General features: G+C 70.1%; 17 protein-coding genes. 7 read left to right on the top strand and 10 right to left on the bottom strand.

The window, feature by feature from the left end; all coding sequences use genetic code 11:
- Nucleotides 1–42: 42 nt before the first annotated feature.
- The 3 genes from C4T78_RS36580 to C4T78_RS28605 form a co-directional block, all read right to left on the bottom strand.
- On the bottom strand, nucleotides 43–216 hold the full coding sequence (locus C4T78_RS36580) for a hypothetical protein (RefSeq protein ID WP_177247562.1): 174 nt from the start codon (nucleotides 214–216) through the stop codon (nucleotides 43–45).
- A 170-nt stretch (nucleotides 217–386) separates the two neighbouring features.
- Complete coding sequence (locus C4T78_RS36585) at nucleotides 387–560, bottom strand: hypothetical protein (protein ID WP_177247563.1); 174 nt, start codon at nucleotides 558–560, stop codon at nucleotides 387–389.
- 144 nt (nucleotides 561–704) lie between these two features.
- Nucleotides 705–1,382 carry a GNAT family N-acetyltransferase gene (locus C4T78_RS28605; protein WP_235863492.1) on the bottom strand — a complete coding sequence of 226 codons (678 nt, stop codon included), beginning with the start codon at nucleotides 1,380–1,382 and terminating at the stop codon, nucleotides 705–707.
- Between the two features lie 29 nt (nucleotides 1,383–1,411).
- Here C4T78_RS28605 and C4T78_RS28610 point away from each other — a divergent pair, with 29 nt between their 5' ends.
- On the top strand, nucleotides 1,412–2,236 hold the full coding sequence (locus tag C4T78_RS28610; protein WP_093351794.1) for a TetR/AcrR family transcriptional regulator: 825 nt from the start codon (nucleotides 1,412–1,414) through the stop codon (nucleotides 2,234–2,236).
- A 26-nt stretch (nucleotides 2,237–2,262) separates the two neighbouring features.
- On the opposite strand, the gene C4T78_RS28615 is transcribed toward C4T78_RS28610, so the two are convergent.
- A complete protein-coding gene (locus C4T78_RS28615) occupies nucleotides 2,263–2,622 on the bottom strand; it encodes a MerR family transcriptional regulator (RefSeq protein WP_093151912.1) in 360 nt (119 codons plus the stop codon).
- Between the two features lie 121 nt (nucleotides 2,623–2,743).
- Here C4T78_RS28615 and C4T78_RS28620 point away from each other — a divergent pair, with 121 nt between their 5' ends.
- The 5 genes from C4T78_RS28620 to C4T78_RS28640 all read left to right on the top strand — a co-directional run bounded on the left by C4T78_RS28620 (nucleotide 2,744) and on the right by C4T78_RS28640 (nucleotide 5,261).
- Nucleotides 2,744–3,340, top strand: a complete 597-nt coding sequence (locus C4T78_RS28620) for a DsbA family oxidoreductase (protein WP_093351795.1) — start codon at nucleotides 2,744–2,746, stop codon at nucleotides 3,338–3,340.
- Nucleotides 3,337–3,816 carry a tRNA-specific adenosine deaminase gene (locus C4T78_RS28625; protein WP_093351798.1) on the top strand — a complete coding sequence of 160 codons (480 nt, stop codon included), beginning with the start codon at nucleotides 3,337–3,339 and terminating at the stop codon, nucleotides 3,814–3,816. The genes C4T78_RS28620 and C4T78_RS28625 overlap by 4 nt, the downstream gene beginning before the upstream one ends.
- 26 nt (nucleotides 3,817–3,842) lie before the next feature.
- Nucleotides 3,843–4,163 carry a DMT family transporter gene (locus tag C4T78_RS28630; RefSeq protein ID WP_093351800.1) on the top strand — a complete coding sequence of 107 codons (321 nt, stop codon included), beginning with the start codon at nucleotides 3,843–3,845 and terminating at the stop codon, nucleotides 4,161–4,163.
- Between the two features lie 62 nt (nucleotides 4,164–4,225).
- A complete protein-coding gene (locus C4T78_RS28635; RefSeq protein WP_093351803.1) occupies nucleotides 4,226–4,636 on the top strand; it encodes a DMT family transporter in 411 nt (136 codons plus the stop codon).
- A 169-nt stretch (nucleotides 4,637–4,805) separates the two neighbouring features.
- Entirely contained in the window at nucleotides 4,806–5,261 is a 456-nt protein-coding gene (locus C4T78_RS28640) for a VOC family protein (protein ID WP_218161574.1), read from the top strand.
- A 33-nt stretch (nucleotides 5,262–5,294) separates the two neighbouring features.
- Here C4T78_RS28640 and C4T78_RS28645 read toward each other — a convergent pair whose 3' ends face one another.
- The 3 genes from C4T78_RS28645 to C4T78_RS28655 all read right to left on the bottom strand — a co-directional run bounded on the left by C4T78_RS28645 (nucleotide 5,295) and on the right by C4T78_RS28655 (nucleotide 7,237).
- A complete protein-coding gene (locus C4T78_RS28645) occupies nucleotides 5,295–6,110 on the bottom strand; it encodes an LLM class F420-dependent oxidoreductase (RefSeq protein ID WP_093351805.1) in 816 nt (271 codons plus the stop codon).
- 46 nt (nucleotides 6,111–6,156) lie between these two features.
- On the bottom strand, nucleotides 6,157–6,474 hold the full coding sequence (locus C4T78_RS28650) for a hypothetical protein (protein ID WP_103908171.1): 318 nt from the start codon (nucleotides 6,472–6,474) through the stop codon (nucleotides 6,157–6,159).
- A 64-nt stretch (nucleotides 6,475–6,538) separates the two neighbouring features.
- Entirely contained in the window at nucleotides 6,539–7,237 is a 699-nt protein-coding gene (locus tag C4T78_RS28655) for a class I SAM-dependent DNA methyltransferase (RefSeq protein ID WP_093351810.1), read from the bottom strand.
- 221 nt (nucleotides 7,238–7,458) lie between these two features.
- On the opposite strand from C4T78_RS28655, the gene C4T78_RS28660 reads away from it, so the two are divergent.
- On the top strand, nucleotides 7,459–8,085 hold the full coding sequence (locus C4T78_RS28660) for a LysE family translocator (RefSeq protein WP_093351812.1): 627 nt from the start codon (nucleotides 7,459–7,461) through the stop codon (nucleotides 8,083–8,085).
- Between the two features lie 45 nt (nucleotides 8,086–8,130).
- Here the strand turns inward: C4T78_RS28660 and C4T78_RS28665 are convergent, their stop codons facing one another.
- The 3 genes from C4T78_RS28665 to C4T78_RS28675 form a co-directional block, all read right to left on the bottom strand.
- Complete coding sequence (locus C4T78_RS28665; protein WP_093151891.1) at nucleotides 8,131–8,337, bottom strand: YbdD/YjiX family protein; 207 nt, start codon at nucleotides 8,335–8,337, stop codon at nucleotides 8,131–8,133.
- Nucleotides 8,334–10,475, bottom strand: a complete 2,142-nt coding sequence (locus C4T78_RS28670; protein WP_177247564.1) for a carbon starvation CstA family protein — start codon at nucleotides 10,473–10,475, stop codon at nucleotides 8,334–8,336. The genes C4T78_RS28665 and C4T78_RS28670 overlap by 4 nt, the downstream gene beginning before the upstream one ends.
- Before the next feature lie 178 nt (nucleotides 10,476–10,653).
- On the bottom strand, nucleotides 10,654–11,478 hold the full coding sequence (locus C4T78_RS28675) for an LLM class F420-dependent oxidoreductase (protein ID WP_093351814.1): 825 nt from the start codon (nucleotides 11,476–11,478) through the stop codon (nucleotides 10,654–10,656).
- Between the last annotated feature and the right edge of the window lie 106 nt (nucleotides 11,479–11,584).

Raw genomic sequence — 11,584 nt, forward strand, 5'->3', positions numbered from 1 at the left:
GTTCTCCACGAGCTGCCCGGTTGTTCTGCACCTGGCGCCCGGTCATCCCCCGCCGCCGTCGCCCCCGCCGCCACCTCCGTCGCTCCCGCCACCGCCGTCGCTGAACCCGCCGACTCGGCGGCGGCCGCGGGGCCCACGCCGTCGCTTCGGCCCCGCCACCACGAGCAGAACGACGAATGCCACCAGCAGCAGCACGAACATCCCGCTGTCACTCATCACACGAGGGAGACGTCCGGAGGTGTTCCGGGGTTGCTCGTGCCCGCTGATGTCCGGAGCGGTGCTGGTCGACGGCCGCCCACTTCAGCGGCCACGGGCCTGCCCAGGCCACGGTCGGGGTCTCGCAGCGACTAGCCCCGTCCGCGTTCCCAGAGTCCTGGACTCGTCTGTCACTCGCCGCCGCCACCGTCGCCGTCATTGCCGCCGCCACCATGGCCACCAACGCCATTGCCGCCGCCCCGCTTCGCCCGGCGCACTGAGTACACGACCAGCGCGACCATCAAGCCGCCAGTGGTCAGGATCGGCAGCAAACCCAGGACGTCAGCGCCAATTTCAATCGTCATGGAAGGAAGACGTCCCGGACGGTCTCACCGGTTCACTCGGTCGCCACTTCCCGTTCATCCGGGGCATGTCGTTCTCCCTGATGGCTCTTCTCGGTGGCGAGCCACTGGAATGCCGTCACTCGCCGGGGTTTTCGGCCCTCATCCTCACACTGGATCGCGCCACATGGGTTGGAGCCGAGGGCCGTTGTCGGGGAGTTCGAGCGGGGCTCCGACCGGGCGGAATCCGTGGCGGGCGTAGAGGTGCGTGCTGCGCTGCGTGCTGGCTTCGAGGTAGGCGGGCCGGCGATCGGCGTCGGCCGCGGCGAGCCGGTGGCGCAGCATCGCGGTTCCCGCGCCACTTCCACGGAATTCGGGTACCACCGCCATCGCCGACAGGTAGAGGTGCGGTTTCTCCGGGTGGTGCTCGGCGATCAGCCCGAGGACGGTGGCGGTGCGCTGGAGAGCCGGTTCGGCGGCGTTCGCGATCTCCGCGGCCGCGCTCCGGAGGCGGGTGGCCGACATCGTCTCCGACCAGATCGACAGGCCCGCGATGGTGCCGTCCAGGTGTTCGGCGACCAGCACTTCCTCCTCGTGCAGGGCGCTGCTGACCGACGGGCGGAAGAACTCGGCGAGATCGATCCCGGTGGTGTACGGCATGACCCAGTCGACGACCGCTTCGTCGGCGAAGGCGGCCGCGTAGGCGGGGGCGATCCGGTCCAGCTCCGAGGGCTCGGCAGTTCGGACGAGCAGTCCGTTGGCGATCATGGCGTCTCCGTCGTCGTACGGGTGTTCCGGTTCACCAGGATTGCGGCGCAACGTGCCGGTTCCGAGTAGTTTCGTCACGGAACGCGTTGTGACGAAAAGAGGTTCGGATGCGGTGCGCCCAGTGCGGTGCCGAACTCCCGGTCGCGAGCCGGGGCAGGCCCCGCCGCTACTGCGGGCGGTCCTGCCAGGCGCGGGCGTACCGGGCGCGCAAGGACGGCGTCGCGATCAACCGGCGCTCGGCGACCAAGGCCCGGGCGGCCGAGATCAACCGAGCCGGAGTTCTTCGGGCCGCGATCCGGCTCGCCGATGCGGAGGGAATGCCCGCGGTGTCGATGCAGCGCGTCGCCGCGCAGCTCGGAATCGCCGTGATGACGTTGTACCGCCACGTGCGGAGCAAGGACGAGCTGGTCACGGCGATGGTGGACGCCGTGCTCGCCGAGCAGTCACCACCGGCGCGTTCCGGCGGCTGGCGGGCGCAGCTGGAACACGAGGCCCGCCAGGAATGGCAGCTCTACCAGCGGCATCCGTGGGTGCTGCCGGTGCTGGCGAGCACCCGCCCGCCGCTGGGCGGTGCGGTGCTGGCCGCCGTCGACCGGTCGCTGGCGGCGCTGTCCGGACGCGGCCTCGACCACCGCGCGGCGCTGTCCACCTACCTGCTGGTGAGCGGCTACGTGCAGGGCATGGCACTGCTGGTGGCCGCGGAGTCGCAGGCGGTGCGGGAAACCGGTGTGCGGTCCGAGACCTGGTGGTCCAAGGCCAGATCCGGCCGGTTCGCCGGGTTGGTCGACTCGGGCTGGTACCCGTGGCTGACCGAGCTCGCGGTCGACGACTTCCCCGGCCCGGACCCGGTCGACGGCTGGTTCGACTTCGGCCTGCAGCGAGTCCTCGACGGCATAGCGGTCTTCCTCGGCGAACTCTCCACACCGGACTGATCAGCGGCTGGGGGACTGCTCGTCGATCAGCGGACCGCGTCGGGCAGGGCCGTGTCGCTGCGGAGCGCCTGCAAGGTGTCGATCTCGCGATCGATGTCGCGCCGCTTGGCTGCGAGACGTTCGGCTTCCTGGGCGAACAGCTCTTCCATGACGCCGTTTCGCTCATCGAGCGGGGCTTCCAGGCAGGGCAGCACCTCGTCGACGGTGCTGCTGCTCAGGCCGGCTGCGAACAGGTGCTGGATCATGACGACCCGCTCGACCATGGAGCTGTCGAAGTCGCGCCATCCGCCGGGCGTGCGCTCGGACCGGATGAGTCCCTGCTGCTCGTAGTACCGCAGGGACCGGGTGCTGACACCACTGGCATCCGCCAGCTCACCGATGCGCATGAAACCTCCTGGGCCTTGTTGCCGACTCCCATCCTCGCACTTCTTGCAGTTGACACCGGTGTGAGGTTTCACCATCTAGGAGTCAACGCAGCAGGGAATCCGAGAAAACCGGAGGTTCGCCATGACCGCTCAGATCCACATCTGGTCGGACTACGTCTGCCCGTTCTGCCTGATCGCCGACGAGGTGATCGAGCGCGCGATCGCCGACCTGCCCGACGTCGAGGTCGTCCACCACGCCCACGAACTCCGTCCCCGTCCAGCGCCGACTCTCAGAGCGGAGGATCCCTATCTGCCCGACATCTGGCGTCGAGTCGTCTACCCGATGGCACGCCGCCACGACGTGCCGGTGCAACTGCCGAGCGTCTCTCCGCAGCCGTACACCGAGCTGGCCTTCCGCGGTGCACAGTACGCCCTGGACCAGGGGCGGGCCGACGCGTACCACCGCCGCATCATGACGGCGTTCTTCCGCGAGGACCTCGACATCGGGAACCGCGAGGTCCTGGCCCGGCTGGCCGGGGAAGCCGGGCTCGACCCGGTCGCCTACACCGCGGCTCTCGACGATGCGGAGTACGCCGAGCGACACCGGCAGGAGCTGGCCGAGTCGGAACGCCTGGACATCACCGTCGTGCCCACGATCACCATCGGCGACCGGCGCATCCAGGGCGTCGCCGATGAAGGCGTGATCCGCCGGGCGCTGCACGAAGCGTTCGCGGCATGAACGCGGGGACGACCCGGCTCGCGGCGCTGATGGCCGAAGCCGTGGAGATCTGCATCAGCCACGTCGAGTCGGGCGGGATTCCCTTCGTCGGACTGCTCGTCGGCGACGACGGGTGGGTTTCCGAACCCGGCGTGAACCTCGTCCGCGAGACCGGTGATCGCACTGCGCACGCGGAGATCGTCGCCATGCGCGAGGCGGCCCGGACCCGTGGTCTCGAAGGCCTCACCCTGCTGGCCACGGGAGAACCGTGCGGCCTGTGCTACCGCGTTGCCGCTGCGCACGGCATCGCCGCCGTCCACTTCGCGGTGGGACGCGACGACGCCGCCGAGTGGGGCTTCGACTACCGGGCCGGCTATCGCGAAGCAGACCGGCTGCTCCTCGCGAAGACGGCTGGCCACCTCGCCGTGGACCGCGGCCTGGCCCCGTTCGCCCGATATCGGGCCCTGCACCACCCCGACCTCACCACCAACTCGTAACTCGTTTCACCGAAAGGACATTCGTCATGCAGTGGTTCTACCTCGCCGTCGCCGTCGCCTTCGAGATCTCCGTCGCCATCGCCGCGGGCAAGGCCCAAGGCTTCACCAAGCCCGCCTGGACCGCGGCCACGCTGGTCAGCGGCGGCATCGCCACCTACTTCCTCAGCCTGGCCCTGCTGACCTTCGACGTCGGCGTCGGCTACGCGATCTGGACCTCCGCGGCCGGTGTCGGGATCGTCGTCCTCGGCGCGCTCCTGTTCGGCCAGCGACTCGACTGGCGCAAGCTCCTCGGCATCGCCGCCGTCATCGTCGGCGTCGTCGGCCTCCAGCTCAGCGGAGCGGCGTGATGGTCCGGGACACCCACGCACCGAAGCAGCTCGCCGTAATCGATCACGAAGAAGGAAATCCCATGACTGCCACCGCCACCGTCGCCGCCCCGACCGCCACCGCCACCGCCACCGCCCGCAGCCGGACCCGTGCCTGGCTCATGCTCCTCCTGGCCGGAGTCTTCGAGATCGGCTACGCCCTCGCCGTTGGAGGCAGCCAGGGATTCACCGTGCTCTCCTACTCGGTCGTGGCGGTCGTCTTTTTCCTCCTGACGCTCTTCGCCCTCAGCCTCGCCCTGCGCACCATCGACGTGGGCATCGGTTACGCCGTCTGGGCCGGGATCGGCGCAGTTGGAGCCGCACTGCTGGGGCCGGTCTTCTTCGACGAGACATTCACACCGGTCAAGGCCCTCTGGCTGACAGTGATCATCGCCGGTGTCGTCTGGCTCAAGCTCTCCGACAGCCTCAAGCGACCGCAGGCCGAGAATGCCTGATGACCGCGGCCGGAGCCGCGAGATCCCCCCCCGGGTCGATCTCGCGGCTCCGGCCGTTCGTTCCGGTGAATGCCGGAGAGAGGCCGGCTCGGGCCGGACGTGGTCGCGGAACCGTTCCCGGCGTCGCGAAGTCCACATCGGACTCAACGACCCAGGAAGCAGGAGTCCGTTGGCGCTCGGAGAATTCGGCCGCTTGGCCCGGTGGCTGCGGTACGGTGGGGAGATCATGCCCGATCTCCTCGGAATCAACCACCTGACCCTGTCCACGACCGATCTCGACCGGCTCGTCGGCTACTACACGGAGCTGCTCGGAGCGACGTTCGCCTTCGGGCGCGCCGCCACCTCCACCGATCCGCGGATCGCGGTCCTCGACGTCGGCGGCGCCGACCACCTGATGATCGTCGAAACCGACACCGCTCCCAGCACCGAACTCGATCCCCTGGACCAAGCGGGCTGGGGCCTGCGGGTGGCGACGCTCGCGCAGCTGCGCGAGGTACGCGAACGGATCGTGGATGCCGGGTGGCAGGTGGGGCAGATCGAGGAACTGCCCGCGCAGTGGACGATGACCGCTCGCGATCCCGACGGACGCCCGGTGGACGTCCGGGCTCACCGGCCCCGCACCTGACGAGTCCTGCCCCGCCGGCAGGGCAGAACGGCCTCAGCGGAGCGCCGCGGCCAAGGCGCGGTAGCCGGGCAGCGGGTCGCCGAGGACCTGGACCGCCACGTGGTCGGCGCCCGCCTGGAGATGCGCATCGATGCCGCGGGCGATCTGCTCCGGAGTGCCGTGCAGGGCCAGCGCGTCGACGAGCCGGTCGCTTCCCGGCGGGGTGACGTCTTCCGCGGTGAAGCCGTGGCGCTCCAGGTTGCGGGTGTAGTTCGCCAGTTGCAGATACCTGCCGACGATGTCGCGACCGGTTTCCCGGGCGCGCTGCGGGTCGGTGTCGACGACGACCTTCTGCTCCGGCGCGAGCAGCGTGTCACCGAGGATCGCCCTGGCGTGCCGGGTGTGCCCGGGCGTGGTCAGGTACGGGTGCGCACCGGCCGCGCGGTCGCGCGCGAGCTCCAGCACCTTCGGGCCGAGGGCCGCGAGCACCCGCTGCGACTGCGCGACCCCGGCGGCGTCCAGCACGTCGAGGTAGTCGACCAGCGCCTGGTACGGCTTGCGGTAGTCATCGTTCATCTCGCGGTGCCCGGCGCCGATGCCCAGCACGAAGCGGCCAGGGTGCTTGGCGTTGATCCGGTGGAACGATTCGGCGACCGGGCCCGGGGCAGCGCTCCAGATGTTCACGATGCCGGTGGCGACGGTGATCCGGCGGGTGGCGTCGAGCAGCTGTTCGGCGATGGCGAGGTCCGCGGGCGGGGAACCGCCCAGCCAGATCGTGCCATAGCCGAGTTTCTCGACTTCCGCTGCCAGTTCAGGATCCAGCTGCGCGGAGATCTGCCAGATACCGGTCTTGCCGAGCGAGGTGGTCATTCCCGGGAAACGCGCCGACCCGGAACCTCATTCCCGGACCGGCGCTTCAGGACGAACGCCAGCGTTCCGTCGACCGCGGTGAGCGTGGCCATCCCGCTGTCCCGGCCGGAACCCGCCGGGCCCGGTAGCGGCCGACGAGCACCAGGTTGAGCCCCGCCCGGGCGGCCATCCACGGCCACTTCGGACGCCCCAGCAGCAGGCCGGGGGCGAGGGCCAGATCGATGATCCCGACGCTCCTGGCGAACCGGCGGTCGAGGCCGAGCGCTCCGCCGACCTTCTCCGGAGCCGCAGCCAGGCCGACGCCCATGCCCAAGGTCACGGGCCCGACCACGTCGGCCAGCCGCTCCACCGCGATGCGCTTCATGAGCACATGATCCACCGGACCGGCCCGGCGGGGAAAGGACGGAAGTCCTCGACCGGGCAGGGCCTCAGCCGTCCTTGCGCCAGACGTAGGCGGCGGAGATCGGGTGGTTGCGGAAGCGGGCCCACTTCGGCTTCACCGCGAGCCAGGCGTCGTCGATCAGGCCCTCGTGCAGCTCGGCCAGCCGCCAGCCCGCCGCCACCGCGGCCGTGACGTGGTCGCTGATCAGGTGCACGTTGGTGGTGATCGCCACCGACTCGCCGGCGTCGTTGGTGAAGTGGGTGGGCATGCCGGAGGTCATGATGAAGTGCGGGTGGAACGCGACCAGCACGAACGCGGCCTTCGGCGCGGCGATCCGCCACGCCTCCCGGTAGAAGGGCGCCAGGTCGTCGAGGTGCTCGTCCACCAGCGAGGAGATCACCAGGTCGTAGGCGCCGGCCTCCAGCCCGGTGCTGGTGACGTCGGCCTCGGTGAGGCTGTCGTGCGCCCCGCGCCGCTCGGCGAGCGCCAGCATCTCCGGAGTCAGGTCGACACCGTCGATCGCCGGAACTCCCTTGCCCCGCAACCACTGCCCGGTCCGCCCGGTCCCGCAGCCGAGGTCGGCGGCCCGCCCGACGGCGTTCCACTCCGGCTCCCGCAACCGCTCCAGCAGCGCGAGGTCCATGACGTCCTCGACGGTGTCCTCGTACTTGCCGACCCACTCCCCGTAGCCGGTGCGCACATCAACGGTCCGGTACCCGCGCGAGTCAAACCCACTGAACTCCATTCCCCGGATTATCCAGCCGGGCGCACCACCTCGAAACCGGTTTTCCACCCGGTGCCGGTCCGCTCCGGGACGGCGGCGAAAAACCAGATGCGCGCGGAGCGGCGAGTCGTACGCTTCCGAGGAATCCCAAGTCGGGATGGCGGCACCTCCGGTGCCGGTGCTGGAAAGGAAGCCCCAACTGACGCGAACCTCATCGTCGGCCCAGCGGATCGGGGACTGACGTGGATCTCGGAATCGTGTTGGCGTTCATCGGTGCGGCAGCGGTGATCTCGCTGGTGCCGGGCCCGGACATGATGTTCATCCTGGCCAACGGAATCTCCTCCGGGCCGCGCGGGGGAGTGGTGGCCGCGGTCGGCATGTCCACCGGCGTGCTCGTGCACACCGTCGCAGCCGCGCTCGGCCTGACCGCCGTCTTCCAGGCGGTGCCCGCCGCGCTGGAAGTGGTCCGGATCGCCGGGATCGCGTTCCTGCTCTACCTGGCGGTCCAGTCGTTGCGCTCATCGGTACTGCCGGACGTGCGCGCAGCGCCGTCCAGGTCGATGGGCCGGATCTACGCCCTGGCGGTGCTGACCAACGTCTCCAACCCCAAGGTGATCCTGTTCTACCTGGCGTTCGTCCCGCAGTTCGTCTCGACCGACGCCGCCTGGCCGGTCCCGGTGCAGCTGCTGGCCCTCGGCGGCGTGCTGATCGCGGTCGGGATCTGCGTGGACGCCGCGGTCGGCCTGGCCTCCGGAGGCCTGTCGAACCTGCTGGTCCGCCGACCCGGTATCCAGCGCTGGCTGGACAGAGCCGCCGGTGCCCTCTTCGGCGGCCTGGCCCTCCGCCTGGCCACCGAAGACCTCCGGTAGAACGAGCTGAGGGGCACTCGCGAGTGCCCCTCAGCTCGTTCCGCCTCAGCAGCAGCGGGAGCCCGGGCGGGCGTCCTGGCTGTCGACGTGGCGGCGCCAGAACTCCCGCTCTCCCAGCGGTTCTTCGCCCGGGTGGTTGCGGTGGTGGTGGGCGAGGTAGCGCTCGTAGGCGTTCTCGCCGACCACACCGCGCACGATCTGCCAGGCCGCGCGGGCGGTGCCGCGCAACCTGGTCAGGACCGTCGTCGTCACGTGCTCGCCCCGGCCTTCTCCGCTTCCAGTTCCTTCTGGATGCGGCGCTCCTCGGCCGTCGGGACCAGGCCGGACGGGGCGAACAGCTTCGACTCGACGTACGGGGCCTCGGTGCTGGGCAGCGGTTCGGTTGCCCGCAGCGCCTTGATCCAGACGCGGACCGCGTCCACCAGCACGATCACGATCAGCACCGCGAACAGGATGCTCAGCACGCCGGTGACCGTGGAGTTGACCACGACCCGCTGCATGTCCTCCACGCTGTGCGCGGTGCCCTTGCTCGTCTCGCCCGCGGCCAGCGCCGCCTGGTAGGCCGCGCGCTGGGCGAAGAAGCCGATCGACGGGTCCGCGGAGAAGATCTTCTGCCAGCTCGCCGTCAGCGTCACCGCCACGTCCCAGGCCAGCGGGATCAGCGTCACCCACGCGTACTTGGCGCGACCGGACTTGATCAGCAGCGTGGTCGCCACCGCCAGCGCCACCGCCGCCAGCAGCTGGTTGGCGATGCCGAACAGCGGGAACAGCTGGTTGATGCCGCCCAGCGGGTCGTTCACGCCGGCCCACAGGAAGTAGCCCCAGGCGCCGACGATCGCCGCGCTGGCGATCCAGTTGCCCGGCTTCCAGCTCACGTCGCCGAAGCGCTTCCAGACGTTGCCCACGGTGTCCTGCAGCATGAACCGGCCGACGCGGGTACCGGCGTCCACAGTGGTCAGGATGAACAGCGCCTCGAACATCACCGCGAAGTGGTACCAGAACGCCTTCATCGCGTCCCCGCCGAGCACCTGCGAGAACACCTCGGCCAGACCGACGGCCAGGGTCGGTGCGCCGCCGCTGCGGCCGACCAGCGTTTCCTCCTCGACCGAGGCCGCGGCCGCCGCGAGCTGCTCCGGCGTGATCTGGAAGCCGATGCCGGCCACCGCCTGCGACGCCGACTCCAGCGTGTCGCCGAGCGCGGTCGCGGGCATGTTCATCGCGAAGTACAGGCCGGGGTCGATGATGCACGCCGCGGCCAGCGCCATGATCGCCACGAACGACTCGGTGAGCATGCCGCCGTAGCCGATGACGCGGACCTGCGACTCCTTCTCCAGCATCTTCGGCGTGGTGCCCGAGGACACCAGCGCGTGGAAGCCGGAGAGCGCACCGCAGGCGATCGTGATGAACACGAACGGGAACAGCGAACCGGAGAACACCGGGCCCTGGCCGTTGAGCGCGAACTCGGTGATCGCCTGCGTCTTCATCACCGGCAGCGCGATCAGCAGCGAGACCGCCAGCATCACCACGACGCCGACCTTCATGAACGTGCTCAGGTAGTCGCGCGGCGCCAGCAGCATCCACACCGGCAGCACCGAGGCGATGAAGCCGTAGATGATCAGCGCGAAGGTCAGCTGGTTGCCCGAGAGGGTGAAGAACCCGGCCAGCGCGGAGTTGGCCACCCAGCTGCCCGCGACGATGCTCAGCATCAGCAGCGCCACGCCGATGACCGAGGTCTCGACGATCTTGCCCGGCCGCAGGTACCGCAGGTAGAAGCCCATGAACAGGGCGATCGGGATGGTCATGCCGATGGAGAAGGTGCCCCACGGCGAACCCTTCAGCGCGCCGACCACGACCAGCGCCAGCACCGCCAGCAGGATGATCATGATGGCCAGCACCGCGATCAGCGCCGCGATGCCGCCCACCGGACCGATCTCCTCGCGGGCCATCTGCCCGAGGCTGCGGCCGTTGCGGCGGGTGGAGAAGAACAGCACCACCATGTCCTGCACCGCGCCGGCGAAGATGACGCCGACGATGATCCAGATGGTGCCCGGCAGGTAACCCATCTGCGCGGCCAGCACCGGGCCGACCAGCGGCCCGGCCCCGGCGATCGCGGCGAAGTGGTGCCCGAACAGCACCCGGCGGTCGGTGGGCTGGAAGTCGGTGCCGTTGTTCAGCCGCTCGGCCGGAGTCGCGCGGGTGTCATCGGCCTTGAGCACCTTGTAGGTGAGGAACCGCGCGTAGAAGCGGTAACCGATGGCGTAGGACGCCAGGGCGGCGAAGACCAGCCAGGCCGCGGAGATCTCCTCGCCGCGGCCGAGCGCGATGACGCCCCAGGCGACCGCGCCGACGATCGCCACCAGCACCCAGATGGCGATCTCCTTGGGAGTCATCTTGCGTTTCCGAGCTGTCCCACCGCTCGGCGCCGTGTTCGTTGACACCGTCCTCGGACTCCATTCCTGCGGGTTGCGAACTGCGCGAGACGACAGGTGCGCAGCAGAGACGAGGATCGGCGCGCAACTGCGGAATGTCCAGTCCGTGGCCGGGAAGTAACCAGGATGTAAGACGCGCTCAGCGCAGGCGGGCGGCGAACTCGGCCAGCTCGTCGAGCTCGCGCAGGGCTTCGTCGCGGCCGAGGTCGGGCAGCAGGAACAGGGCCCGGTCGATGCCGGCCGCGGCGTAGGACTCGACGACCGCCGGGTCGGGCGGCGCTCCGTACACCGACACCGGCACCCGCCGGCCCGCGCGGTCGCGCACCCGCGGCACCAGCTCGGTGAGGTTCTCCGCGGCCGCGCGCGGCAGCCAGCCGCCGCCGTACTCGGCGACCCGCGCGATCGACCGCTCGCTCTCGCCGCCGACGTAGATCGGCGGGTGCGGCTCCTGCACCGGCTTCGGCCACGCGCTGATCGGGTCGAAGTCGACGTGGGAGCCGTGGAACTCCGCTTCCTCCCGGGTCCAGATCTCGCGCATCGCCCGGATCCGCTCGTCCATCAGCGCGCCGCGGGTGGCCGGGTCGGTGCCGTGGTTGCGCATCTCCTCGCGATTCCACCCGGTGCCCACCCCGAACAGGAACCGGCCGCCCGAGACCAGGTCGAGGCTGGCCACCTCCTTGGCGGTGGTGATCGGATCCCGTTGCACGACCAGGCAGATCCCGGTGCCCACCAGCAGGCGTTCGGTGACCGCCGCGGCGGCGGTCAGGGCCACGAACGGGTCCAGCATCCGGTAGCAGCTCCGCGGCAGGTCACCGCCGAGCGGATACGGCGTCTCCCGGCTCACCGGGATGTGCGTGTGATCGGCGGCGAACAGCGCGTCGAAATTCCGCGCCTCCAGCGCGCGGCCGAGAACGGCCGGGCCGATGCTCTCGTCGGTGATGAACGCGGCGACGCCGAACTGCATCGTGTCCTCCCCGGGCTCTTGGGCCGGCTGCGGTAGACGGTAGTGCGGCGCGGCCGAGCCGGCGTGATCCATCCGGGTGCGGGTACCTGCGCAAAAAGCGCCACGA

It is taken from the genome of Saccharopolyspora kobensis, assembly GCF_900108315.1.
Lineage (GTDB): Bacteria > Actinomycetota > Actinomycetes > Mycobacteriales > Pseudonocardiaceae > Saccharopolyspora > Saccharopolyspora kobensis.